This window comes from Pseudoalteromonas sp. 2CM41L, from assembly GCF_023161905.1.
In the GTDB taxonomy this organism is placed as follows: domain Bacteria; phylum Pseudomonadota; class Gammaproteobacteria; order Enterobacterales; family Alteromonadaceae; genus Pseudoalteromonas; species Pseudoalteromonas atlantica.
Genome location: NZ_JALNTN010000002.1, coordinates 294,342 through 319,563 on the forward strand (window position 1 = coordinate 294,342; position 25,222 = coordinate 319,563).

Sequence of the window (25,222 nt, forward strand, 5' to 3'; positions counted from 1 at the left end):
CCAATTCCGCCACTCCCGCATTTAACATACACAGGTGTTAATGTATTGGAACCTAAATCCAGCGTCTAATTCAAGACTACTGCCAATTCCGCTACTCCCGTATATTGTCATTCTTTATAGCAATTTCTTTGGTAGAAGAAATTGGCTGGGATACCAGGATTTGAACCTGGGAATGCCAGGATCAAAACCTGGTGCCTTACCGCTTGGCGATATCCCAACAAAGAATTAGCTGATTATTTTAGTTCTTATCGAGAACATGGTGCGGAAGGAGAGACTTGAACTCTCACATCCTAAGATACTGGAACCTAAATCCAGCGCGTCTACCAATTCCGCCACTCCCGCATTTTTACTTTGAATAATCAAAGAAAGGTAGTTATTTTAAACTCTTCATTGAGCTGCAATTTAACTCTTGCAGAGCCACTTCTAAAAAAAGAAATGGTGGCTAAGACGGGATTTGAACCTGTGACCCCATCATTATGAGTGATGTGCTCTAACCAGCTGAGCTACTTAGCCATTGTTGGCTGGGATACCAGGATTTGAACCTGGGAATGCCAGGATCAAAACCTGGTGCCTTACCGCTTGGCGATATCCCAACAAAGAATTAGCTGATTATTTTAGTTCTTATCGAGAACATGGTGCGGAAGGAGAGACTTGAACTCTCACATCCTAAGATACTGGAACCTAAATCCAGCGCGTCTACCAATTCCGCCACTCCCGCATTTTCACTTTGAATAATCAAAGGAAGGTAGTTATTTTAAACTCTTCATTGAGCAACAAAAGAAAAATGGTGGCTAAGACGGGATTTGAACCTGTGACCCCATCATTATGAGTGATGTGCTCTAACCAGCTGAGCTACTTAGCCATCTCTTTTGTTATCACTTCATCGCTGAGTGCGGGGCGTATTATGCTGATATGACCCAAATCCGTCAACACCTTTTTTGCAAAAAAACACTTAACAGGGTTTGTTTGCAGGAAAATTAAGCTAAGAGGCTAAATTTTAATAAATTTGCTGTTTTTTTAACTGTAAATCAACTGTCAAAGTACACTAAGTAATAACAACTTAAAACCGTTAATATAAAAACTGCTGAGTATTTCAGCAGTCGCTTTGCGATCAAGTTGTATTAAAACCGAGTTTATTGAGTATTTTAGCTATTGAATGAAGTTATGATACTTAACAACCAGGTTATGCAGTCATTTTAAGTAGGCATAACTTGCGCTAGTTGCGTTAAAAATTACATATTAATCACCGCGTGGAGGCAGTTGGTAGGGCAATTTGCTTATTACTGATGCGTATTTCTTACGTTAAATAAAGTATTTAGCTTAGCTCGTTAGTATCATACCAATCCGTAATAATACCAATCCGTAATAATACTTATATCATTTTGTGGGACTAAACGTGTCGCTATCTGTGTTAAAAAATTCTCATTCAGAACAACTAAATAGCGAATTTTCCTAGCTATCAACAGGTTTTTCCATCAACAAAATAAATCACTTAATTATGCTAATTGCTATAAAAAGCCAAAAGTAATTAAGGCCATTTGTCTTTTGGGATAAAACTTATTTAGATAAAGGCATAAAAAAACCCGCATTAAGCGGGCTTTTATAAACAGATTGTTTAGGCGTAATTATACGTTGAACAAGAAGTTCATTACATCGCCATCTTTAACAATGTACTCTTTACCTTCTTGACGCATTTTACCGGCTTCTTTAGCGCCACCTTCGCCATTAAAGGCAATGTAGTCGTCATAAGCAATGGTTTGTGCGCGAATAAAGCCACGTTCAAAGTCGGTGTGAATTTTACCAGCCGCTTGCGGCGCAGTTGCACCTACTGGAATAGTCCACGCGCGTACTTCTTTTACACCTGCAGTGAAGTAGGTTTGTAAATGCAATAGCTCGTAACCACCGCGAATAACACGGTTTAGGCCTGGTTCTTCTAAACCTAGGTCTGCCATAAATTCAAGCTTGTCTTCTTCATCTAGTTCAGAAAGCTCAGATTCGATTGCAGCACACACCGGAATTACTACAGCATCTTCAGACTCTGCAATAGCACGTACACGGTCAAGGTGTGGGTTATTTTCAAAGCCATCTTCAGCTACGTTAGCAATGTACATAGTAGGCTTAATAGTTAAGAAGTTAATTGAGCTAATTGCTGCTTTTTCTTCTTTAGTAAGCTCTAAAGAGCGAAGTGTTAACCCTTCGTCTAAGTGTACTTTAACTTTTTCAAGTACTGTATTTTGCTCTTTAGCGTCTTTATCGCCGCCTTTCGCTTTTTTAGCGTTACGGAAAATTGCTTTATCAGCGCTGTCCATATCGGCAAGTACTAATTCGGTATTGATAACGTCAATATCGTCAGCAGGGTCAATAGTACCTGCAACGTGAATTACGTTTTCGTCTTCAAAACAGCGAACTACATGGCCAATTGCATCCGTTTCACGAATGTTTGCTAAAAATTGGTTTCCTAAACCTTCACCTTTTGATGCGCCTTTTACTAAACCAGCAATATCAACAAATTCCATACTGGTAGGTAGAATACGTTGAGGATTTACAATTTTTGCTAGCTCGTCTAAGCGAGGATCGGGTACCGGTACTACACCTGTGTTAGGTTCGATGGTACAAAAAGGAAAGTTAGCGGCTTCAATACCCGCTTTAGTTAGTGCATTAAAAAGCGTTGATTTACCAACATTAGGCAAGCCAACGATGCCACATTTAAAACCCATAGTAAGATACCTTGTTAAGATTCGTTTAAACGATTATGGTTTAAAAGAATGTAGTCTGTTTTGTGCTTTTAACACACCATCTTTTGCAAGTATTTCCATACAGCGAACTGCTTCATCAACCGCTGCATCCATTTTTTCTTGGTCTTCTTTGGCTGCTTTTCCAAGCACCCAACCGGTAACCATTTCACGATGCCCTGGATGACCGATACCTATGCGTAAACGCATAAAATCTTTTTGGTTTGCCATTTTTGCAATAATGTCTTTTAAGCCATTATGACCGCCATGACCGCCACCTTTTTTAAGTTTGGCAACGCCTGGGTCTAAATCCATTTCGTCATGGGCAACAAGTATGTTTTCCACGGGGATTTTGAAAAAATTGGCTAAACTACCGACCGCTTTACCACTTAAGTTCATGTAGGTGGTGGGGATCAATAATTTGAATTCTTGGCCTTGGATGATCACTTTGCCTGTTAGGCCGTGATATTTAGGATCGTGTTTGAGCGTGCAGTTGTAGCGTGCTGCGAGTTCTTCAATGAACCAAGCACCTGCATTGTGGCGTGTGTTTGCGTATTCGGGGCCTGGATTAGCCAGGCCCACAAGCATTTGAATAGAATTCAAGGTGCAAGACCTTAAATATTATTCAGCAGCGTCTGAAGCTTCTTCTTCAGTAGGAGCTGCTTTGTTAGCTTTGATTGTAACTACTGACAGGTCGTGGCCTTCGCCTTTACCTAGTTCAACAGACTGAACACCTGAAGGAAGTTCAAGGTCAGAAATGTGAACTGAATCACCAACTACTAAATTAGAAACGTTAACTTCAACGAATTCTGGAAGTGCTTTAGGAAGACAAGAAATCTCAACTTCAGTTAACTGGTGAACAACAGTTGCGCCAGCTTTAGTAACTGCTTCTTCACCGATGAAGTGAAGAGGAACTTTAGTTACTAATTTGTGAGTTGCATCTACACGTTGGAAATCAAGGTGAGTGATTTTTGGCTTGAATGGGTGACGTTGAATATCTTTTAAGATAGCTTCAACAGACTCGCCGCCAACATTTAGCGTAAGAATGTGCGTGTAAAAACCTTCGCTTTCTTGTGCTTTGATCATGTCTTTATGAGCAAGAGTAAGCGATACCGCTTCTTTATCTGCACCGTAAAGGATAGCAGGTACTTTGTCTTCGCGACGTAGGCGGCGGCTCGCACCAGTACCAGTTTCTACGCGAAGTTCAGCGTTGTAAGTATAAGTTTCGTTAGACATAATGTCTCCAATAATTAAAAGTGTTAGGGCCTTTGCGACCAAGGTCCCTACCCAAAAGGCGCGCTATCATAACACCGCCCCCCGATAAAATAAACAACACATACAAAAAAAGCGCCAAAAGGCGCTTATATGTTCCAACGAATGTGTGATTTTAGTGTTCAAACATCGCTGAAATAGATTCTTCATTGCTGATGCGACGAATTGTTTCGGCTAACATGTCAGCAAGAGTCAGTACTTTTACTTTATCAAGCGCTTTTAATTCATCAGATAACGGAATTGAGTCAGTTACAATTACTTCATCAATTACTGAGTTACGAATGTTCTCTGCAGCTTTGCCAGATAAAATAGGGTGCGTTGCATAGGCAAATACGCGTTTAGCACCGTGTTCTTTAAGTGCTTCTGCGGCTTTACATAAAGTACCACCGGTATCAATCATATCATCTACGATAATACAGTCGCGGCCTTCAACATCACCAATAATATGCATTACTTGAGAAACGTTAGCTTGAGGGCGACGTTTATCAATGATAGCAAGGTCTGTGTCGTGAAGTAGTTTTGCAATAGCACGGGCACGTACTACACCACCAATATCTGGCGATACTACAACAACGTCTTCAAACTCACGCTCTTCCATATCTTCAAGTAATACAGGGCTACCAAATACGTTATCTACTGGTACGTCAAAGAAACCTTGTATTTGCTCAGCGTGTAAATCAACCGTAAGAACGCGGTCAACACCTACACTTGATAAGAAATCGGCAACAACTTTAGCGGTAATTGGAACGCGCGCAGAACGTACTCGACGGTCTTGACGTGCATAACCAAAATAAGGAATGACGGCAGTAATACGACCTGCTGATGCACGACGTAGAGCATCAACCATAACGATAAGTTCCATTAGGTTATCGTTAGTAGGGGCACAGGTTGATTGCAAGATAAAAACATCCGAGCCACGAACATTTTCATTTATTTGAACACTGATCTCACCGTCGCTAAAACGGCCAACAACAGCATCGCCTAATTCAATATACAAACGTTTTGCAACTTTTTGAGCTAACTCAGGTGTTGCGTTACCAGCGAAGAGCTTCATGTCAGGCACGGTAGGGTTCCTCAGGCACTGAATTTTTGGACTAACGGGTAAATAGGTAAAACCCACTACGCGTTAACTTATGATTACTTGTACGTTACTTCATTGATCGAATATGGCGGCAAGCTCCGTATGAGCAGGTGAGACATTTGCGCTAGAAGCAACAAAACCCTGCCAAGTATGGGGGAGGTTATCAAGTACATCTTGTGCTTGAACTTGGCTAGCAAATTCGACAAAACAACATGAACCTGTTCCGGTCATCTTCGACGGGGCGTATTTTAGCAACCACTGCAGGGTTTTTTCAACCTCGGGGCAGAGCTTTTTAACTAAAGGCTCACAATCGTTGGTTAATTTATGGGTTCGCCAATCACCTGAAATTTTTGGTGTATCGCGTTTTAAATCTGGGTGAGTGAATATTTTAGCGGTACTGACATGCTGATTAGGGTGCACAACGCAATACCATTTTTGTTCAAGCTCTACGTCAACCAATTGTTCGCCAATACCGTGTGCTATGGCGCTTTTACCACGAATAAATACCGGCACGTCGGCGCCTAATTGCAGGCCTAAGTTTGCTAATTCATCAATATTTAGTTGTGTATTCCACATTTTATTAAGTGCAAGTAACGTGGTGGCTGCATCAGATGAACCGCCTCCCACGCCGCCACCCATAGGTAAACGTTTAGTGAGATTTATTTTTACACCTGATGAAATGCCACAGTGATTTTTAAGCAATAACGCGGCTTTATAGATGAGATTATCGCAATCTGCTATGCCTTTCGTATCACCCGTTATTAAAATAGTGGGCGCTTCGTTAACTGAATAGTCGAGTGTGTCGCCAAAATTTAAAAAGGTAAATAAGGTTTCTAGTTCGTGATAACCGTCATCACGGCGCGCATTGATGTGTAAAAATAAGTTAAGTTTTGCCGGTGCAATGACCGAAAAAGCTGTTTTAGTATTCATACTTAATTAAATTGCCAATTGTAGAGTTGAATTTTGATTTTAATTTGCTGATGTTTTAGCGTGACATTGCCAGGAACCCAAAAGCCACCTTGCTGTTTATAGTTTGAATACGTTATTTGCCACTTTTTATTGCTGTTATCGTACCAAATAACTTGTTGTGCACGGCCAAGTTCGTCTACTTTTAATGTTTGCGACGTTAATGTGCCTTTTAACCAGTTATCGGCGTTATCAACTGGCAGGTCAAAACCGGTTAAGCGTTTTAATAATAACGCGGCGTTAGTATCTGTGTATGTTTTATCGTCGTAATCAAGCACCGCACCTGTGCGGGTTTGTTTAAGCGACAATATACGAGTACCAATAAACGTAGTGAGCACTAAGTTGTTTTGTTTTTCGTCTTGTTGCCAATTTAAGTTTGCAGATTGGCGCTCATCAGGGCTTATAAACGCTAATTTACCTTGTGCTTGCCAGGTTTTTTGCGCTGCTAAGCGTGGTTTCCAATCATCGTAAAGCGTTGTTTTTGTATCAATTTGGTGGGCGCAGCCCGCTAAAAACAAAAAAAGAGTGAATAAAATTAAATAATGTCGAATCAAATGTTGTTCCTTACTTTCCATATTCCGCTGATTTTTGGTAAAATTGCCGCCTTTAAAGTAGGGCGCAGCAATATTTGGCAAATATGACCATCATAGCACTTGGTATAAATCACAAAACCGCATCCGTAGAATTACGTGAAAAAGTGGCTTTTTCGCCTGAGCAAATGTCTGAGGCGCTCCAGCAATTAAGCGGTCATGCCGACTTTAACGAAGCCGTTATTGTATCTACCTGTAACCGTACCGAAATCTATTGTAGCCTTGAGCAGTCAAATTCCCAAGCACTGCTAGCCTGGCTTGCCAGTTTCCATGGTTTGGATGAACACGAACTGAGCAAAAATATATATTGCCACCAAGGTGATGCAGCCATTAATCATTTAATGCGTGTTGCGTGCGGCTTAGATTCGTTGGTATTGGGCGAGCCGCAAATTTTAGGGCAAATTAAGCAAGCTTATCATAGCGCCAAAACACACGATGCCGTAGGCGTTAAGTTTGATAGGTTGTTTCAAAAAACCTTTTCGGTAGCTAAGCAGGTCCGTACCGACACCGATATTGGTGCCAGTGCTGTGTCAGTGGCGTTTGCAGCGGTTAATTTAGCAAAACATATTTATGGCAAGCTTGATAAAACCAATGTGTTATTAATTGGTGCCGGCGAAACAATAGAGCTTGTAGCTAAACATTTATATCAAAATGAGCCGCAACAAATTACGGTTGCCAACAGAACCATTGAGCGTGCACGCGGTTTAGCGCAGGAAGTGTCGGCCGATGTGATAGCGCTGGCACAACTACCTGAGCGTTTACACAAAGCCGATATTGTTATTAGCTCAACCGCCAGTACGTTACCAATAATAGGTAAAGGGGTGGTGGAGCAAGCATTAAAACAGCGCCGCCATAAACCTATGCTGTTTATTGATATTGCCGTACCGCGCGATATAGAAAGCCAAGTAGGCGAGCTTGACGCAGCCTATTTATATTCCGTTGATGACTTACAAGCCATTGTAAGCGAGAATATGGCTGCGCGTGAACAGGCGGCAGAACAAGCACAATTAATAATAAGCGAGCGCGTAAAAGAATTTGAAATGTGGGTTCGCTCTCTCGATTCGGTTGATTTAATTCGCCACTACCGAAACGACGTACAAACCATTAAGTCAGAACTTGTTGAGCGGGCGGTTAGCCAGCTAAATACAGGTAAAGACGCAGAAAAAATTATATTAGAGTTGGCCAATAAATTAACCAACCGCTTAATGCACGCGCCTACCCGTGCAATTCAAGATGCGGCTAAAAAAGGTGAAGTGGCACAACTAACTCAGTTGAAAAAAATGTTAGGTATTGATCAGGAATAACAGTTAAATGAAAGAGTCTGTATATCGTAAATTAGAAACCTTAGTAGAGCGCTACGAAGAAGTACAAGCGCTACTGAGCGATCCGTCGGTCATTAGTGATCAAAACCGCTTTCGTGCTCTTTCAAAAGAATACTCTGAGCTTGAAGAAATTGTAAAAACATTTTTAGCATACCAACAAGCGCAAGACGATGTAGCGACTGCTGAAGAAATGCTAAAAGATTCAGACCCAGATATGCGTGAAATGGCGCAAGAAGAATACAAAGAAGCTAAAGCGCAAATTTTATCATTAGAAGATGAGCTACAAGTGCTTATGCTTCCTAAAGATCCTAAAGATAACAACAATGTATTTTTAGAAGTACGTGCGGGTACCGGTGGTGACGAAGCGGCTATTTTTGCAGGCGATTTATTTAGAATGTACAGCCGTTACGCCGAAACACAAAAATGGAAAGTTGAAGTAGTGAGCACCAACGAAGGTGAACACGGCGGCTACAAAGAAGTTATCGCAAATATTAGCGGTGAAGGTGTGTACGGTAAGCTTAAGTTTGAATCGGGCGCTCACCGTGTACAGCGTGTACCAGAGACTGAGTCGCAAGGGCGTGTACATACCTCTGCGTGTACGGTTGCAGTAATGGCCGAAATTCCAGAAGCTGAAGCCATTGAAATAAACACCGCCGATATAAAAGTAGATACCTTTAGAGCCTCGGGCGCCGGTGGTCAGCACGTAAATAAAACCGACTCGGCAATTCGTATTACTCATATTCCAACGGGAGTTGTGGTTGAGTGTCAGGATGAACGTTCGCAACATAAAAACCGTGCTAAAGCGATGTCGGTACTTGCCGCGCGTTTACAGCAAGCCGAAGATGAAAAACGCCATGCGGCTGAGGCCTCTGAGCGTCGTAACTTAGTGGGCAGCGGCGATCGCTCTGAGCGTATTCGTACTTACAACTACCCGCAAGGGCGTATTACCGATCACCGTATTAATTTAACGCTTTATCGCTTAAACGAAGTGGTAACTGGCGATTTAGGCGCAATTATCGATCCATTAATGCAAGAGCATCAGGCTGATTTACTTGCCGCAATGGGCGATGAGTAATTGTGAGCCACACGCTTGAGCAGGCAATAGCGGTTGGTGCAACTAAACTTGCACCAACTAGCGACAGCGCTAAATTAGACGCACAAGTACTGCTATTACATATTCTTCAAAAACCCCGCAGTTACTTATTTACCTGGCCAGATAACCTACTTAGCAGCGACGAACAGCGCCAATATGATGAATTTTGTGAACGGCGTTTAAATGGTGAACCCGTAGCGCATATTATTGGCCAGCGCGAATTTTGGAGCTTAGCGCTCGAGGTGAATGCTACGACGCTTATTCCTAGGCCTGATACCGAAACACTCGTTGAGCAAGCTTTAGCACTTACCGTGCCTGAGCAAGCAAAAGTGCTTGATTTAGGCACTGGCACCGGCGCTATAGCACTTGCACTTGGCAGTGAAATGCCAACATGGCAAATTACAGCAGTCGACAAAGTAGCAGATGCGGTGGCCTTAGCGACTCGTAATCAGCAGCGTTTAGCCATTGATAATGTGCAAGTTAAGCAAAGTAACTGGTTTAGCGCGCTGAAAAATGAGCAGTTTAATTTAATTGTGACTAACCCCCCGTACATTGAACACGACGATAAACATTTAAAAGAAGGAGATGTGCGCTTTGAACCTCTTTCTGCGTTAGTGGCCGATGATGCAGGAATGGCTGATATAAAACAAATAATTACACAATCACGTGACTATTTGCTCCCTAGTGGCTATCTTTTAATAGAACATGGTTTTGAACAGGGTGAAGCTGTTCGGCATTTGTTTAAGCAAATGGCGTATATAAATATTAAAACAGTAAAAGACTTGGGAAATAACGATCGTGTAACGCTCGCACAGTGGCCTTAATTTGATAATAAACAGCCATGATTGTGTGTTCTATAAATGCATTAAGGAACCTTTAATATGATGGGTGATTTTTTATTTTCAGATGAGCCAGATGAGTTAGAAAATGAAGTAGAGCTTGGCACTTGGAAAGTATTAATCGTTGATGACGAACCTGAAGTTCATGCTGTTACAAAGCTTGCGTTGAGTGATTTTGAATTTCAGAACAAACGTTTAGAATTTTTAAGCGCATACTCGGGCGCTGAAGCAAAAGAATTAATAAATGCGCACCCAGATGCCGCTATTGTACTGCTAGATGTGGTAATGGAAACAGATGACGCTGGGTTACAGGTTGCTAAATTTATTCGCGAAGAAGCTAATAATAATCATATTCGCATTATTTTAAGAACCGGTCAGCCTGGGCAGGCGCCTGAGCGCCAAGTCATTATTAATTACGATATTAACGACTATAAATCGAAAACAGAGCTGACAGCGCAAAAGCTGTTTACTGTGATTATGTCGAGCTTACGCTCGTATCGCGATATTATTTCTATAGAGCAATCTCGCGAAGGGCTTGAAAAAATTATTGTTGCCTCGCGCGATATATTTGCCACACGTTCAATAGAGCAGTTTATTGAAGGGGTGATGCAGCAACTTACCTCGTTATTAGGCATTGCTGATCAAGCGGTGTATGCCACTACGTTAGTGGCGCAAAATACGCAAGAAAATAGTAACGATAAGCTAATTGTGCGCTCTGGTACCGGTGAGTTTGAGCAAAGCGAAGGTAAAGAGTTAGATGCGGTGCTGCAAAACGAGCAACTAGAGGCGTGTCATCAAGCACTTAAAGATAAAAGCATAATTTATAAAGATAACTATTTATTTGCTTATTGTAGTAGCGAGTACAATCACAATTCGATGTTATTTATATCGGGGATCCCTAAAAATATAACCGATACGCAACGTAATTTAATTGAGATTTTTTCGCAAAATGTACAACTAGCATTTGAGAACGTGCAACGACAACAACGTTAATCGTTACTATAAATTTAAAAAGCACATAGCCTTGCGACTATGTGCTTTTTAGTTTGTGAGGCATAATAGCCAAAGCAGTGCGTAGGGCTTGGTATTATACCAAGCAGCAATAATACTTAATCATTTTGAGGGGGCTAAACGTGTTGCTATCAGCGTTAAAAAATTCTCATTTAGAACAACTAAATAGCAAATTTTTTGCCTAGCTATCAACACGTTTTTCCATCCTCAAAATAGATCACTTAATTAAGCGGATTGGTATTAAACGCACTTAACTAAATTTAACAAAACAAAAAGTACTGAGGCTTATGGATTATTTAGCAGTAAAACACTCACACATGGCAATTGCTATGCTAAGCGTTATCTTATTTTACATCCGCTCTTTTTCGCGTATGAGCAGTGGCAAGCTTGCCAAAAATAAACTGGTTTTTATTGGCAGTCACAGCATTGACACTTTATTACTTATTTCTGCAATAACATTAGTGTTCATGGCAAAAATAAACCCCTTTGAGCAACTATGGTTATTAGAAAAAATAGTGCTTGTAGTGATTTATATTGCGATAGGTATTATTAGTGCTAAACAAACTAATACGTTGCCAAAAATTATGTATGTGGTAGTTAACACGATTGTGATTTTAGCGATAGGGTATTTGGCAACGGCAAAATCGCCGCTACTTTTATAATACCTACTTTGTTGCAAGTTAAGTGTCGGTGCGTGTATATGCTTTTTAAACACGCACGATACTTATAAGTAAGGGACTTAAACCCCCAAGGAACTTGAGTAACAGTTAATACACCTCTGCACGCTTTATAGCCTTCACCATTTTTCAGCCAGGCTGGCCTGCTCCTTTTACAATAAAGCACACCTCTGGGGTATAATTATGGGTGGGAGCTTCGCTGTATTGGTAACTATCCGTAAAATTAGGTAAACTACGCCTTCGTTTTTTAATAAATGTTGTAGTATTGATGACCACCCTCGGGTATGACGAACACGACGAATCTTATTTAGATGATGCATATGATGAATTTACTCCACCGCCACTTTATCGGTGTATTAATGCAGAGTCGAAATGGGACCCTCAAATAGATTTAGCGCCAACTTTTTCTGTATTAACTGACTTTGAGCAGCAGATCACTGCTATGTGCGCAAAGCAAAAAGACCCACACGATAGATTAGAAGCCCTTCTTGATATTTTTTATAGCAAATGGCTATTTAGCGCCTCTGGGCTAAAGGTGCCAGAGCATAAAATAAATAGCTTAAGCTATACACTCACTATGCGCAGCGGTTCTATAACCACATTAGGTATTTTATTGAGCCATTTGCTTGAGCAAGCGCAATTAGATGCCAGTGTGTGTATTAACCAGGGTGATATAAGCGTGCATGTCGCGATAAGTGATGAAGAAGGCTACATTATTGAGCCTAGCAGTGGGCAACAAAGCTGGTACATCATTCCTGAAAATGCGGATGAAGAAAATGGCCAAGAGCAAGAGCCACTTGAGCTTATTTATAACGATGAAGTTTATAAATTGTTTTTAGCGCAGCAAAAATGGTCGTTTATTAGCGAAAATAAATTTGGCCACGCGCTGGTATGTGTTGAGTTGCTAATGGAGCTATTAGGCGATGATCCGTACGAGAGACGCGACAGAGGTTACTTACTCAATCAGTTAGATTGTCCTAAAATGGCACGCGATGATTTACAGTTTTTTATTGATGAGTGCCCGGACGATCCGGCAATCGAGATTATTCAGCATCAACTAGAAGAACTTGAAGATAATAATAAAACACACCATTAAGAATAGGAACAAATATGGCTGATACTCACACTGCATTAATTACTAATGATGCTGTTGTACTGGGTTTGCTTGCTGTAATTTTAGGGTTCATTTTTAAAACCTCTAGCAGCGAAAACCCCAAACTAAAAGCATTTTATAAATATGTACCAGCATTATTGCTGTGTTACTTTTTACCTTCTTTACTCAATACGTTTGGCATTGTAGATGGACATAGTTCAAATATTTACTATGTTGCTTCGCGCTATTTGCTGCCAGCATGTTTAATTTTACTTACCATTAGCATTGATTTAAAAGCGATTATTAATTTAGGCCCCAAAGCGTTAATTATGTTTTTAGTGGGTACGTTGGGCATTGTGATTGGTGGGCCTTTATCTATTTTAGTGGTTAGCGTATTTAGCCCTGATTTAGTAGGCGGCCACGGCCCTGATGCTGTTTGGCGTGGTATGACAACGGTTGCCGGCAGCTGGATTGGCGGCGGCGCAAACCAAGCCTCAATGAAAGAAATGTTTGAAGTGGGCGGCGATATATTCTCGGTTATGGTGACCGTTGATGTGATTGTGGCGAATATTTGGATGGCTGTTTTATTACTAATGGCCGCAAACCATAAAAAAATTGATGCCGCAACAGGGGCTGATACAACCGCCATAGAAGATTTAAAAAACCGTGTTGAGCAATACCATGCAGAGCATGCACGCATGCCGACACTCAATGACTACATGACCATTATTGCCATAGCATTTGGTATAACTGGGCTAGCTCATTTTTGTGCTGACTTTTTAGGGCCGTTTTTTGCAAACAATTATGCGTGGGCTAAAGAGTACAGCTTAAACAGTAAATTCTTTTGGCTAATTGTTATTTCAACCACTATTGGTATTAGTTTATCATTTACTAAAGTAAGGCAAATAGAAGCGTTTGGCGCATCAAAAGTTGCTTCAAGCTTTTTATATATTTTAGTGGCATCAATTGGCTTACATATGAACGTAACCGCTATATTTAGTAACCCTGGGTTATTTTTAATTGGGGCTATTTGGATGCTAACACACGCAAGTTTAATGCTGATTGTAGCCAAAGTAATAAAAGCCCCGTTATTTTATATGGCGGTGGGCTCGCAAGCTAACGTTGGCGGCGCTGCGTCGGCGCCTGTGGTGGCTTCTGCGTTTCACCCTTCGCTTGCGCCAGTGGGCGTTTTATTAGCTGTACTAGGGTATGGTGTAGGTACATATATGGCCTACATTTGTGGATTAATGATGCAAGCAGTTGCACCTTAAGGAATTTAAATGAACAACCAAGTAATTAATATTAATAATATTGAGCTGGCAAACGACAAACCATTTGTATTATTCGGTGGTATGAATGTTTTAGAGTCGCGCGATTTAGCAATGCGCATTGCAGAGCACTATGTAGAAGTAACCTCTAAATTAAATATTCCTTATGTATTTAAAGCCTCGTTTGATAAAGCGAATCGCTCATCAATAAATTCTTACCGCGGCCCAGGTATGGAAGAAGGCTTAAAAATATTTGAAGAGATTAAAAATACTTTTAACATTCCGCTTATAACCGATGTGCACGAACCACACCAAGCAGCGCCTGTTGCTGAAGTGGTTGATGTAATTCAGTTACCTGCATTTTTAGCACGCCAAACAGATTTAGTGGTAGCTATGGCTAAAACGGGTGCCATTATTAATGTGAAAAAACCACAGTTTTTAGCACCGCACGAAATGCGTCATATCATTACTAAATTTAATGAAGCAGGTAATGATAATGTTGCACTGTGTGAGCGCGGCTCAAGCTTTGGCTACAACAACTTAGTTGTTGATATGCTAGGTATGGATGACATGAAAGCCATGGCACCGGTTATTTTTGATGCCACCCATGCACTACAGCGCCCAGGCGGGCGAGCTGACTCTGCTGATGGACGCCGTGCACAAGCTGCCGAGCTTGCTCGCAGCGGCATGGCACTGGGCATTGCGGGCCTATTTATTGAAGCGCACCCTAACCCTAATGAAGCAAAGTGTGATGGCCCATGTGCATTGGCACTTAGCAAGCTTGAAGGGTACTTATCGCAAATGAAAGCGGTAGATGATTTAATTAAAAGCTTTGCACCACTTGATACAAGCGCAAGCGATTTATAATTTAACACCTATTTAGGTAATGTTTAAAAAGCGACTTAGGTCGCTTTTTTTATTCCATTAATATACACACACAACGATGCTGTATATAATCTTACGCATAAGAAAAACTAATTCTAAGCTTGGTTACTATGTCAAGACGAGTCCCCCCATTAAACGCACTTAAAGCTTTTGAAGCCGCGGCACGCCATTTAAGCTTTACTAAAGCAGCAGAAGAGCTGTATGTAACGCAAGCGGCAGTGAGCCATCAAATTAAAACCCTTGAAGAGCATTTAGGCTTAAAATTGTTTTTACGTAAAAATCGCTCGTTATTATTAACCGAAGAAGGCCAAGGCTATTTTTTAGATATCAAAGAAATTTTTACCCAGCTAATAGATGCCACCGAAAAGCTACTTGCTCGTGGTGCAAAAGGCTCGCTTACCGTAAGTTTAACCCCGAGTTTTGCAATTCAGTGGTTGGTACCTCGATTAAGTTTATTTAACGAACTCCACCCCGAAATCGATGTGCGTATAAAAGCGCAAGACCAAGACGAAAACTCGTTAACCGATGATGTAGATATTGCTATTTACTACGGCCGAGGCCACTGGAGTGGAGTTCAAACTTACAAATTGCACACCGAGTATTTAGTGCCTTTATGTAGCCCACTGTTATTAAGCGGGCATAAACCGCTTAATCAACCGAGTGACTTAGCCCAGCACACCTTGTTACACGATACCACGCGTCGTAACTGGAAAACCTGGATGAAAACGGCAGGTGTACGTAATGTACAAGTGAATCAAGGTCCTATATTTAGCCACTCATCGATGGTGCTCCAAGCCGCGGTGCACGGTCAAGGTGTAGCAATAGGCAATAGTGTGCTTGCCAAACCCGATATTGACGCGGGCCGTTTAGTGATCCCATTTAGCCACAGCTTAGAGAGTAAAAACGCGTATTACTTAGTGATTAGAGAGTCGCAAACAGAGCTGGGTAAAATAGTCTCGTTTAAAGATTGGATGCTGAGCTTAGTTGAACAAGAACAAGAGTATTAATAATGATTGAATGGTTTAAAAGCGCAACGCAGCCTGCTATTGCACAGTTTATATTTGCGCATGGTGCCGGAGCTGGATCAGATTCTGATTTTATGCAGCATATGGCTAAACTCATCAGTGCGCAGGGTATTGATGTAGGTTTATTTGATTTTGAATACATGCAAATTGCTAAACAAACACAAAAACGTAGACCCCCAGAGCGAGCCCCTAAACTGTTAGCTTATTACGAGCAAGTACTAACAAATGCGCAGCCTAATTTACCGTTATTTATTGGCGGCAAGTCGATGGGCGGGCGTATGGCGTCTATGCTTGCCTGTAGCTCTACACAACCGATTGTAGGTGTATTAGCGTTTGGCTATCCGTTTCATCCGCCCGGTAAGCTAGATAAGCTACGCACCGATCATTTTGCAGACATACCTTGCCCGTTTTTAGTCTTACAAGGCGAGCGAGATACCTTTGGCACCCGTGAAGAGCTTAAAACGCTTTCTATGCCAAAGCAGCCAAGCTATGTTTGGCTTAGCGATGGCGACCATTCACTCAAACCACGCAAAAAAAGTGGTGTGAGCGAGCTGCAAAACCGTGAAACTGCAGCGCTTGAAGCAAGTAAATTTATAGCCAATAGAGTGGAGCAATTATGATTAAATTATTTTTACTCACGGGCAGCTTTTTTTGCATGCTGTCGGTTATGTTAGGGGCATTTGCCGCACATGGCTTAAAAAGCCGTTTAACTGAGTATTCACTCGGGGTATTTAAAACCGCAGCTGAGTATCAAATGGTGCATGGTTTAGCGCTTATAGCCGTGGCGATTCTTATTAAGTGGGGTATTAATTTAACCATGGCGGGAGGCTTTTTTATTGCCGGTACACTGCTTTTTAGTGGCAGTTTATATTTACTAGCCCTAAGCGGCATGAAGTGGTTAGGCCCAATAACCCCATTAGGTGGGTTATGTTTTATAATTGGTTGGGTTGTTATTTTAGTGCAAGTTGCACGATTTAAGTTTTAAAGAGTTTAAGGGTTAATATGTCTAGTGTTGTGATTTATTGTCGTAGTAGTTTTGAAAACGATGCGGCTGCTGAAATAACGTTTCATGCTGCCGAGCAAGGTTTTGCCGGCTATGTAAAAGCCAAACCAAATACCGGCTACGTGATTTATGAATGTTTTGAAGCGCAACACAGCGACGAAATAATCAAAAAGGTCGACTTTAAAAATATGGTATTTGCGCGCCAGTGGTTTGCTGGCACGTTAATCGAAAATATGCCGGTAGAAGATAGGGTCACTGCATTAAAAGAAGCCGCAAAGGATTTTCCTTTGTGTAGTGAATTGCGCGTAGAAACCCCCGATACTAACGAAGGCAAAGAGCTACTGACCTTTTGTAAAAAAATATCAACGCCGTTAAAAAAAGCACTCGAAAAGCAAAACACGGTATTACGTGAGCCAAAGGCAAACCGCCCGGTAATGCATGTACTATTTTTAGCAAACAATGCCGCGTATGTAGGGTATTCGTATAGTTATAATAATTCGCCGTTTTTTATGGGCATTTTACGTTTACGTATGCCAAGTGACGGACCGAGCCGCTCAACGTTAAAACTTGACGAAGCCTTTAATGTTTTTATCCCTGAAAAAGAGCGAGAAGCGCGAGTACAACCAGGCATGCGAGGGGTTGATTTAGGCGCATGCCCAGGCGGTTGGACCTATCAATTAGTACGCAGAGGCATGTTTGTTAGCGCAATAGATAATGGCCCAATGAATGATAGTTTGATGGAAACAGGCCAAGTTAAACACTTTAGAGCCGATGGTTTTAAATACCGCCCAGAAAAAAGAAATATTAACTGGTTAGTGTGCGATATGGTGGAAAAACCAACCAAAGTGACTAATCTAATGATTGACTGGGCAGTAAACGCATACGCCAAAGAGCTTATATTTAATTTAAAGCTGCCTATGAAAAAACGCTTTGATAGTGTTTATGAATGCCTAACGATGATCAAAGAAGAGCTTACTAAGTACGGTATAACCTATGAGTTGCAAGCTAAGCATTTGTATCATGATCGTGAGGAAATTACCGTTCATTTAAACGTTGTTAAGGTGCCCCAAAATTTGTATAGCTAAATCATAGAGGCATAAAAGTGGTATTAAATAATGTTTATAAATGGCTAGGATTACTTTTTTTATCACTTTTAATAGCCGGTTGCGGCGGCGGTGGCAGCGATAGTGACGCCACCGATAGTGGCTCAACTGGCAATACCGCCCCTACTGTAAGTGTTGATGTAAGCAGCAGCGTTATTGTTGCTAACCAAATCTTTACTATTACGGCTCAGGCAAGCGATAGCGACGGGCAAGTCTCTAGTTATCAATGGCAGCAGCTGTCGGGGCCTGAATTTACCTTTACAGCTAATGGCAATATACTCACAGTAACGGCCCCCAGTGTAGAAAGCGACACTGATTTTAGCTTTTCGGTGCTAGTAACCGATAATGACGGCGCCACTACAGAGCAAGTGTTCTCTGGGACTATCACGGTTCAAAATACGCCTCCCACAGTTAATATTACAGGCCCAAGTAGTGCACTGGCTAATACCCAAGTTAGTTTAATTGCTAATGCACAAGACATAGATGGCACAATTAGCACCATAGTGTGGGTACAATCTGCTGGCTCCTCCATCGAATTTAGCCAAACTGAAGGTGAATTAAGCTTTACCGCCCCAAATGTAAGTGAAAGTGAAACGCTTGGTTTTAGTGTTACTGTAACCGACAATGCCGGGGGCACTGTACAAAGCAGTGCCACGGTACTTATTACGCAATTAAATAGCGCACCTAGTGTTACCTTAGCTGGGCCTGACGAGGCAATGCAAAATGAGTCAGTGACAATAACAGCTACAGCGCAGGACAGCGATGGCACCATTAGCGAGCTAAGCTGGCAGCAAACAAACGGCCCCGTGGTCGAATTTACGCAAACCGACTCCAGCATTACGTTTAATGCTCCAACGGTTGCTCAAAATACCAATATTACCTTTTTAGCCACCGTTAGAGATAACGACGATGCAACTAATAGCGCCCAAAAAACGGTGATTGTGGTGCCGCCTAACAATCCGCCTGTGGCAGATGATGTAACCGTTGAGGTGCAATATAACTTAAGTGCTGAATTTAATTTGACGGTAAATGATGCCGATGGCGATACGGTACAAATTACTTTTCCAAATGACCTAGAAGGGGCGCAGGTGAGTGTTATTGATGCCCAAGCGCTGCGCTTTAGCTATACACCGCCTGTAAATAGTATTTCTGCAAAAAGCTACACACTGACTGCTAGTGATGGTGAAGACAGCACCAACTTTTTGCTTAATACGATAATTATTGATACCAGCGCTGCAACGGTGACAGAAATAACGCCTAATGGGGCAGATGAACCGGTATTGGTTGACACCCCCATCAGTATTACGTTTTCAGATGTGATGCTGAGCAGTTCGTTAACCGTAAATAGTAGCGCGGGGAGCTGTGAAGGCAGTGTTCAGGTATCAAGTGATGATTTTTCAAGCTGTGTTGCACTTAATGTAGAGAGCGTATCTGGAGCGCCTGATGAGACGAGTGACTATTTTAAAAACGTTAACTTAAGCGCTGATTTTTCAGAAAACACGCTTTACAAAGTGCGTGTAAATGATCAATTAGTTAATTTTTCTGGTACTGCTGCGACAGCAGGCCAAGTGAGTGAATTTACCACCTCAACCCAAGATTTAAAAATAACCGAACTCATATCGGTGCAATTTACTAATGATACGCCCTGGGTAGAGATTTATAACGGCACTGGAGAGGCTGTTAATTTACAAAACTATTCATTAAAAACGCGCGCAATTAATATGCTTGATAGCTCAGTGAGCGCAGAGCAAGTATTTACATTACCCAACAAAGTATTAGAAAACGGCAGTTATATTTTACTGCAAAGTCGTTTTGGTGATGAGTTTTTAGCAAGTGCGGCACTTAATAACCCTAAAATTGTGCTGGTGGGTAACCAAAGCGATGCCCTACGTCCTTATTGGTATATAAATGGCTTTGCAGAGTTATTAAATAGCGCCGCCACACAAACAATCGACTTTGTTAAATTTGGTAATTCTACCCAGCAACCGGTTAGTGCCACGCAATGGCAAGGCGATAACGCACCTCAAATGCAGGCCGAACAAGGGTCAAGCTTAAAACGTGCGCTTAATGCAACAGATACTAATCAAGCAAGTGATTGGGTTTACTCAGTGTTTAATACGCCGGCAGAGCAAAATGATATTAGCTGTGATACCGATACAGATTTAGATGGGATCCCTGATTGCAGTGAGCAAGAAGGCACAACATTTGGCGGGCTGCCTTTATATGAATGGGGCGCACGGGAAAATCAAAAAGATATATTTATAGAAATTGATTATATGGACAGTACCGATATAGGTATTACGCCACAGCGTACAGCATTAGAAAAAGTAGTGAGCGTATTTGCAAGTAACGGTTACACAGTGCATTTTGATGTAGGCGATTTGTTTGACCAAAGCACAGGTATTTCCACCGCTAACTTTGATTTAGGAGGCGGTACAACCGTACCGTTTAACAGCTACACGCCCTTTGAATATGACCAAGGTACCGCTAATTTATTTGCCTATAAAATGGAATATGCCGATACAACGCGCCGCCCAATTTTTCATTATTTATTAATGGCAAACAGTGGTAACGAAGATGGCAGCATTAGTGGCTCGGGCATTGCTGAAATAAATGGTAATGACCTAATGCTGACTATGGGCGGATGGGGGTTATCGGTTGATGATCAAACATCACAAAATGTGACGAATAATTACCAAGCGTCTACTATTTTTCATGAGTTGGGACATAATTTAGGGCTTTATCATGGCGGCGACGAAGAAGTGAACTTTAAGCCAAATCATTTAAGCTCTATGAATTATCTATATCAATTAACGGGGCTTGCAAGCATAGGTAATAACGAAGGTGACCGTTATTACGACCGGTTTTATACCAACAACATTAACTGCGACCTTGTGCCAAATACTAATAATCAAACAGGATCAACGGATGATTTTATCATTGATTATTCAAACGGCAGCGCTGCAAATATAAATGAAAGTGCTATTGATGAAAGCGCAGGATTGAACAGGCCTGGCTCTGAGGCGGTCGATTATAATTGTAATGCAATTTTAGGCGATACATTAACTAACTTTGATGCAAACCAAGACTCGCAAATTACTGTATTAACGGATACCGATGAGTGGAGCATGATTAACTTACAGTTTTACTCACAAAGTGCAGGTAACCGATTTGGTGTGGCAAATACGATGAGCCATAAGCTGTATCAACAGCAGCGTGTTCAAGCTGTTTCTACTTCATTGCCTAGCTATATAAAAGAAGCAGCGCCAAGCGAGGCTATAATTAACCAAATTAAAGCTATTAAAGAGCGCTAAATGAGCTACCGATTTATAAAAGCTGCACTTTTACAAGGAGCTATTATTTGTTTAGTTGCTGCCTGTAGCCAAGGCGCTATTAATAAAGCCAGTAGTAGTGAATGGTTACTAACTGATGCGCTTTATTATAATAACAAGCCAGTAAATTGGCAGCAAAGGCGAGTAAACGGGTGTAGCACGTGTTTAATACAAAACGACTCTGTACTTCAGCCCGAGGGCATAACGCGTTTTAATACGCTTTATAAAGATGGGGAGTGGGTTGCAGTACAGGAGCAAAGCAGTTTAAATGTTATAAGGTTAAAACTGCCTTTGCACACCCCCTATTTGTATGTTGAGCAATTAGCAAACGATGAACTTAAACTGTTTAATCAGCAACACACTTATAAAACTAAAATAGGCGAAGTCATTAATATTACTTTTAAAAAGCAGTTATTCTCGATAGTGATCACAGCGTTTACTTTACAAGATGAAAAAAATGCAGCACTGCCAAGGCGCGCAAGACTAAACTACACTGCACTTAAGTTGAGATAGATAAAATAAAAGCACCAAAAGGTGCTTTTATTATTTGCCGCAGTGTTATTTAGCCCGCTCGGTATTTAGAGCGGTAATTATCTACCCACAAACGAGTAGCGCCACACACAGCAACGGGCATAACAATTAGGTTAATAAATGGGATTGCAGTGAGCAGCATAACAGCAAAGCCAAAACCATAAGATAAACCTTGTTTAGACTTTAAATCGTCTTTCATTTGTTTAAAGCCTACTTTATGGTTATCGAAGGCAAAATCTTTGTATTGCACAGCATACATCCAACATGTAAATAAAACCCATAACACTTGTCCAATAACGGGTAAAATCCACAGCAAAATAAAAAAGCCAATAGCGCGGGGTAAGTAATAGCAAAGCTTTGTCCACTCTCTGCCTACCATGCGTGGGATGTCTTTTACTAAATCAGCAAAACCGTCGTCATTTATTTTTTGACCCGTTAAATAAAGCTCTACTTTTTCGCTGAGTAGTCCGTTAAAAGGGGCCGCAATAAAGTTAGTTATTACCGTAAATAGCATGCTGTAGCTAAATAGCACTACAAGCACGGCAATGGGCCACATTAACCATTCAAGCCAGCTTAGCCACTCAGGTAACATGTTGTTTATATAATTAAAGCTGTCGCTTAACCAACCAAATAAAAAGAATAATGAACTACCAAACAATAAAATATTAAGTAAAAGTGGAATAAGCACAAAGCGCTTAAGGCCTTTTTGGCTAATTAATTTAAAGCCTGAAAAAAAATATTCCATACCTTGTATGATCTGCACAGTAACCTCAAAAAATACTCATATCTGCATGCAGTATAATTAGACTGATAATTTTGAACAGCCTTTTTAAGTAACAAAGTGTTAAACCTGCAAAATTTTTAAAAAGTTTTAGAGTGTGTTGGCTGGATTGTTTTTGTTATGGATGTTTATTTTTTGTTGCAAAATAATGTAGGCTTAACGCATACTAAAGTTGTTTTTTACCTATTTTATTAAAAAACAATTTCCATAATCGTAATAATAAAACTCGCGCTGTAAGTTTATTAACTATACTCATTTTAAATATATGAACTAAGAGCAGGAATTTGTTGATGCACTGCACTTTTTTAAAGTGCGTAGCAACATAAAAGTACCTAGATGCATGGTGAAGTATGAATACTGCAAAACTAAAACAATTGTTATCTCACCAGCAGGATATATTATCTAAAATCGCGTTAGGCATTGCCTTAGACGATATTTTACAAGATATTTGTTTAGCTATAGAGCAAGTTATTGAAGACAGCTCTGCAAGATGCTCAATACTGTCTTTAACAGGTAATCAGTTATTTCATCGTGCTGCCCCAAATATTGACGATGAATATTTAAAGGCCATTAATGGTGTGTTTATAGGCCCTAATGTAGGGTCTTGTGGCACCGCAGCCTATAAAAATGAGCGAGTTATTGCGCAAAATATTGACCTATCGCCCTTGTGGGAAGATTACAAAGATTTAGCGCACAGGTACGGTTTATATTCTTGTTGGTCAACCCCGATTATTTCAACCACCAATGAAATATTAGGCACTTTTGCTATTTACCACGGCACCCCTAAAGCACCTACACAGCAAGATTTAGAACTCATTGATTATTTTGTACACTTTTCTAGCATAGCACTAGAAAAAAACGCAGAGTCGCTCAAAGCTAGGCAGCTAGTGGCAGACCTGCAAAAAAGTAATGAAAAATTTAAAGCATTTACGCAAGTGATGCCCGATCTTATTTTGATTTTGAACGAAGAGGGCGTCTATACTGATATTTACGGTACCTCGAGTGACTTATTACTTGAATCGCCCACCGATTTAATTGGTCAAAATGTGCAAGACTTGTTCCCAGAAAAAGATGCCGACATGATCATGGGGATTATTAAAAAAACCATTCTCACCAATGAAATGCAAATATTTGAGTACGATTTAGCCGTGCCCAAAGGCCACATAACCTTTGAAGGAAGAGCGGCTGCACTTACTAACTACCAGCCAGAAAAACCAGAACTTAAGCACGTAGTGTGGATGGCAAGAGATGTAACCCTTCGCAAAAAAGCCGAGCAAGAAGTTCAACGGCTTGCGTTTTTTGATCCACTAACAGGGCTCCCTAATAGACGAATGCTCAGCGACAGCCTAGCAAAGTGTGTGGAGCGTATTAAACGCACCAAAAAAACGGGCGCATTGCTGTTTTTAGATGTTGATAACTTTAAAAGAATAAATGATTCATTAGGCCACGGCGCCGGAGATCAAGTATTAATAGAATTAGCAAAACGCTTAGGTGGCGTAATACGATCATCTGATACTTTAGCTAGAGTGGGCGGTGATGAATTTATTATTTTACTCGAATACATTGGCGAGCATAACCACCAAGCCTGTATTGAATCCGAAATAGTCGCTAAAAAAGTACAAGGCGTGTTTAATGATAAGTTTGCAATAGGGGAGCTGGCATTTCAAGTTAGCTGCAGTATAGGTATTTGCTTAATTAACGAAGAGCACACAGCCACCGATAACATATTAAAATTTGCAGATACAGCTATGTACCGCTCTAAGGCAAAAGGTGGCAATAGCTGCAGCTTTTATGACCCTAAACTGCAAACTTTACTCGAAAACCAAGCCGAATTAGAAACGGATATTGTAAGAGCAATCGCAAATAACGAGTTTTGTGCGTATTTTCAGCCGCAAATTAGTATGCAAGGGAAGATAGTAGGTGCAGAAGCTCTGATAAGGTGGATACACCCTAATAAAGGGGTTATTGCGCCTAATCAGTTTATTCCTATTGCAGAGCAATATGGGCTGATTCAAAAACTGCAAAACATAGTGCTTCGCAATATATGCAGCCTTATTAATCAACTTAATGAAAAAAACATGATAGATGAGCACTTTAGCGTATCTATAAATATTAGTCATATACAGTTTAATTCTGCGCAGCTTACCCGTGAGCTCTGCTCTACAATTAAAGAGTTCAACATAAAACCGCAGCATATTAAACTTGAGATCACCGAAACCATGCTATCGGGCGATATTGACAGCACAATAAAGCAAATGACGGAGCTACAAGAACAAGGTTTTGTGTTTTCTATAGACGACTTTGGTACAGGGTATTCCTGTTTAGCCCATTTAAATGCTTTCCCCGTACAGGAAATAAAAATTGATAAAAGTTTTATCGATAAGATTTTAGATAAAGGCAAAGGCTTTAATATTGTTAATACGATTATAAGCCTGGGCAAAAGTTTAGACATTACTGTTGTTGCTGAAGGTGTAGAGCAAGAGGCGCAATTTGAGTTACTAAACTTTCTCAATGCAGATTGTATACAAGGCTATTTAGTCGCAAAACCTATGAATGCCAGTAACTATATTAAGTGGCATGCCCATCAATTAAAAAAGCAAAGCCTAAGTGCTTAGCAG

General features: G+C 40.9%; 21 protein-coding genes, 6 tRNA genes and 1 pseudogene. 15 read left to right on the forward strand and 13 right to left on the reverse strand.

Annotated elements, in window-relative coordinates; all coding sequences use genetic code 11:
• Positions 1-142: 142 nt before the first annotated feature.
• The 12 genes from MTF64_RS04175 to lolB form a co-directional block, all read right to left on the reverse strand.
• Positions 143-217 (reverse strand) — tRNA-Gln (locus MTF64_RS04175).
• A gap of 40 nt (positions 218-257) precedes the next feature.
• Positions 258-342 (reverse strand) — tRNA-Leu (locus MTF64_RS04180).
• 94 nt (positions 343-436) lie between these two features.
• Positions 437-513, reverse strand: a tRNA-Met gene (locus MTF64_RS04185).
• Positions 514-518: 5 nt separating this feature from the next.
• Positions 519-593: transfer RNA gene (locus MTF64_RS04190), tRNA-Gln, on the reverse strand.
• A gap of 40 nt (positions 594-633) precedes the next feature.
• A tRNA-Leu gene (locus MTF64_RS04195) sits at positions 634-718 on the reverse strand.
• Positions 719-785: 67 nt separating this feature from the next.
• Positions 786-862: transfer RNA gene (locus tag MTF64_RS04200), tRNA-Met, on the reverse strand.
• Positions 863-1,625: 763 nt separating this feature from the next.
• The gene (gene ychF / locus MTF64_RS04205) at positions 1,626-2,717 is read right to left on the reverse strand and encodes a redox-regulated ATPase YchF (RefSeq protein ID WP_248450681.1); all 1,092 of its coding nucleotides are present in this window, start codon (positions 2,715-2,717) and stop codon (positions 1,626-1,628) included.
• Between the two features lie 33 nt (positions 2,718-2,750).
• Complete coding sequence (gene pth / locus MTF64_RS04210; RefSeq protein ID WP_024033868.1) at positions 2,751-3,335, reverse strand: aminoacyl-tRNA hydrolase; 585 nt, start codon at positions 3,333-3,335, stop codon at positions 2,751-2,753.
• Positions 3,336-3,353: 18 nt separating this feature from the next.
• On the reverse strand, positions 3,354-3,968 hold the full coding sequence (locus MTF64_RS04215; RefSeq protein ID WP_004588831.1) for a 50S ribosomal protein L25/general stress protein Ctc: 615 nt from the start codon (positions 3,966-3,968) through the stop codon (positions 3,354-3,356).
• Positions 3,969-4,119: 151 nt separating this feature from the next.
• The gene (locus tag MTF64_RS04220; RefSeq protein WP_004588832.1) at positions 4,120-5,067 is read right to left on the reverse strand and encodes a ribose-phosphate pyrophosphokinase; all 948 of its coding nucleotides are present in this window, start codon (positions 5,065-5,067) and stop codon (positions 4,120-4,122) included.
• Between the two features lie 90 nt (positions 5,068-5,157).
• The gene (ispE, locus tag MTF64_RS04225; RefSeq protein ID WP_054983449.1) at positions 5,158-6,015 is read right to left on the reverse strand and encodes a 4-(cytidine 5'-diphospho)-2-C-methyl-D-erythritol kinase; all 858 of its coding nucleotides are present in this window, start codon (positions 6,013-6,015) and stop codon (positions 5,158-5,160) included.
• A gap of 2 nt (positions 6,016-6,017) precedes the next feature.
• On the reverse strand, positions 6,018-6,605 hold the full coding sequence (lolB, locus tag MTF64_RS04230; protein ID WP_004588834.1) for a lipoprotein insertase outer membrane protein LolB: 588 nt from the start codon (positions 6,603-6,605) through the stop codon (positions 6,018-6,020).
• 83 nt (positions 6,606-6,688) lie between these two features.
• On the opposite strand from lolB, the gene hemA reads away from it, so the two are divergent.
• The 14 genes and pseudogenes from hemA to MTF64_RS04300 all read left to right on the forward strand — a co-directional run bounded on the left by hemA (position 6,689) and on the right by MTF64_RS04300 (position 21,805).
• Positions 6,689-7,945 (forward strand): glutamyl-tRNA reductase, encoded by a 1,257-nt coding sequence (hemA, locus tag MTF64_RS04235; protein WP_004588835.1) that lies wholly within the window; start codon positions 6,689-6,691, stop codon positions 7,943-7,945.
• 7 nt (positions 7,946-7,952) lie between these two features.
• On the forward strand, positions 7,953-9,038 hold the full coding sequence (gene prfA, locus MTF64_RS04240; protein WP_004588836.1) for a peptide chain release factor 1: 1,086 nt from the start codon (positions 7,953-7,955) through the stop codon (positions 9,036-9,038).
• A 2-nt stretch (positions 9,039-9,040) separates the two neighbouring features.
• Positions 9,041-9,880: a peptide chain release factor N(5)-glutamine methyltransferase gene (gene prmC / locus MTF64_RS04245; protein ID WP_004588837.1), complete on the forward strand. Its 840-nt coding sequence runs from the start codon at positions 9,041-9,043 to the stop codon at positions 9,878-9,880.
• A 57-nt stretch (positions 9,881-9,937) separates the two neighbouring features.
• Positions 9,938-10,873: pseudogene (locus MTF64_RS04250) on the forward strand (DUF3369 domain-containing protein); the annotation flags it as partial.
• 320 nt (positions 10,874-11,193) lie between these two features.
• Entirely contained in the window at positions 11,194-11,568 is a 375-nt protein-coding gene (locus MTF64_RS04255) for a SirB2 family protein (RefSeq protein WP_248450683.1), read from the forward strand.
• A 283-nt stretch (positions 11,569-11,851) separates the two neighbouring features.
• Entirely contained in the window at positions 11,852-12,679 is an 828-nt protein-coding gene (locus MTF64_RS04260; protein WP_004588840.1) for a tetratricopeptide repeat protein, read from the forward strand.
• A 14-nt stretch (positions 12,680-12,693) separates the two neighbouring features.
• Positions 12,694-13,947, forward strand: coding sequence for a DUF819 family protein (locus MTF64_RS04265; protein ID WP_138579197.1), 1,254 nt, complete (start codon positions 12,694-12,696; stop codon positions 13,945-13,947).
• Between the two features lie 9 nt (positions 13,948-13,956).
• On the forward strand, positions 13,957-14,811 hold the full coding sequence (gene kdsA / locus MTF64_RS04270; RefSeq protein ID WP_054983446.1) for a 3-deoxy-8-phosphooctulonate synthase: 855 nt from the start codon (positions 13,957-13,959) through the stop codon (positions 14,809-14,811).
• A gap of 128 nt (positions 14,812-14,939) precedes the next feature.
• Positions 14,940-15,836 (forward strand): transcriptional regulator GcvA, encoded by an 897-nt coding sequence (locus MTF64_RS04275; protein WP_004588843.1) that lies wholly within the window; start codon positions 14,940-14,942, stop codon positions 15,834-15,836.
• 2 nt (positions 15,837-15,838) lie between these two features.
• A complete protein-coding gene (locus tag MTF64_RS04280; RefSeq protein ID WP_024034183.1) occupies positions 15,839-16,474 on the forward strand; it encodes an alpha/beta family hydrolase in 636 nt (211 codons plus the stop codon).
• Positions 16,471-16,839 (forward strand): DUF423 domain-containing protein, encoded by a 369-nt coding sequence (locus MTF64_RS04285; protein ID WP_198401364.1) that lies wholly within the window; start codon positions 16,471-16,473, stop codon positions 16,837-16,839. Before MTF64_RS04280 ends, MTF64_RS04285 begins: the two co-directional genes overlap by 4 nt.
• Positions 16,840-16,856: 17 nt before the next feature.
• Positions 16,857-17,942, forward strand: a complete 1,086-nt coding sequence (rlmM, locus tag MTF64_RS04290) for a 23S rRNA (cytidine(2498)-2'-O)-methyltransferase RlmM (protein WP_248450685.1) — start codon at positions 16,857-16,859, stop codon at positions 17,940-17,942.
• A 17-nt stretch (positions 17,943-17,959) separates the two neighbouring features.
• Positions 17,960-21,274: an Ig-like domain-containing protein gene (locus MTF64_RS04295; protein ID WP_248450687.1), complete on the forward strand. Its 3,315-nt coding sequence runs from the start codon at positions 17,960-17,962 to the stop codon at positions 21,272-21,274.
• A complete protein-coding gene (locus MTF64_RS04300) occupies positions 21,275-21,805 on the forward strand; it encodes a hypothetical protein (protein ID WP_248450689.1) in 531 nt (176 codons plus the stop codon).
• Positions 21,806-21,854: 49 nt separating this feature from the next.
• Here the strand turns inward: MTF64_RS04300 and cysZ are convergent, their stop codons facing one another.
• Entirely contained in the window at positions 21,855-22,586 is a 732-nt protein-coding gene (cysZ, locus tag MTF64_RS04305) for a sulfate transporter CysZ (protein WP_024034179.1), read from the reverse strand.
• Positions 22,587-22,954: 368 nt separating this feature from the next.
• Between cysZ and MTF64_RS04310 the strand changes: the two genes are divergently transcribed.
• Entirely contained in the window at positions 22,955-25,219 is a 2,265-nt protein-coding gene (locus MTF64_RS04310; RefSeq protein WP_248450690.1) for an EAL domain-containing protein, read from the forward strand.
• Positions 25,220-25,222: the final 3 nt, after the last annotated feature.

Excerpts from the sequence above, each read along its gene's own strand:
- MTF64_RS04255 (WP_248450683.1), top strand. The coding sequence starts at position 11,194 with ATGGATTATTTAGCAGTAAAACACTCACACATGGCAATTGCTATGCTA.
- hemA (WP_004588835.1), top strand. The coding sequence starts at position 6,689 with ATGACCATCATAGCACTTGGTATAAATCACAAAACCGCATCCGTAGAA.
- MTF64_RS04215 (WP_004588831.1), bottom strand. The coding sequence starts at position 3,968 with ATGTCTAACGAAACTTATACTTACAACGCTGAACTTCGCGTAGAAACT.
- rlmM (WP_248450685.1), top strand. The coding sequence starts at position 16,857 with ATGTCTAGTGTTGTGATTTATTGTCGTAGTAGTTTTGAAAACGATGCG.
- MTF64_RS04285 (WP_198401364.1), top strand. The coding sequence starts at position 16,471 with ATGATTAAATTATTTTTACTCACGGGCAGCTTTTTTTGCATGCTGTCG.
- MTF64_RS04275 (WP_004588843.1), top strand. The coding sequence starts at position 14,940 with ATGTCAAGACGAGTCCCCCCATTAAACGCACTTAAAGCTTTTGAAGCC.
- prfA (WP_004588836.1), top strand. The coding sequence starts at position 7,953 with ATGAAAGAGTCTGTATATCGTAAATTAGAAACCTTAGTAGAGCGCTAC.
- MTF64_RS04280 (WP_024034183.1), top strand. The coding sequence starts at position 15,839 with ATGATTGAATGGTTTAAAAGCGCAACGCAGCCTGCTATTGCACAGTTT.
- MTF64_RS04260 (WP_004588840.1), top strand. The coding sequence starts at position 11,852 with ATGACCACCCTCGGGTATGACGAACACGACGAATCTTATTTAGATGAT.
- ychF (WP_248450681.1), bottom strand. The coding sequence starts at position 2,717 with ATGGGTTTTAAATGTGGCATCGTTGGCTTGCCTAATGTTGGTAAATCA.
- ispE (WP_054983449.1), bottom strand. The coding sequence starts at position 6,015 with ATGAATACTAAAACAGCTTTTTCGGTCATTGCACCGGCAAAACTTAAC.
- kdsA (WP_054983446.1), top strand. The coding sequence starts at position 13,957 with ATGAACAACCAAGTAATTAATATTAATAATATTGAGCTGGCAAACGAC.
- MTF64_RS04265 (WP_138579197.1), top strand. The coding sequence starts at position 12,694 with ATGGCTGATACTCACACTGCATTAATTACTAATGATGCTGTTGTACTG.
- MTF64_RS04300 (WP_248450689.1), top strand. The coding sequence starts at position 21,275 with ATGAGCTACCGATTTATAAAAGCTGCACTTTTACAAGGAGCTATTATT.
- MTF64_RS04310 (WP_248450690.1), top strand. The coding sequence starts at position 22,955 with ATGAATACTGCAAAACTAAAACAATTGTTATCTCACCAGCAGGATATA.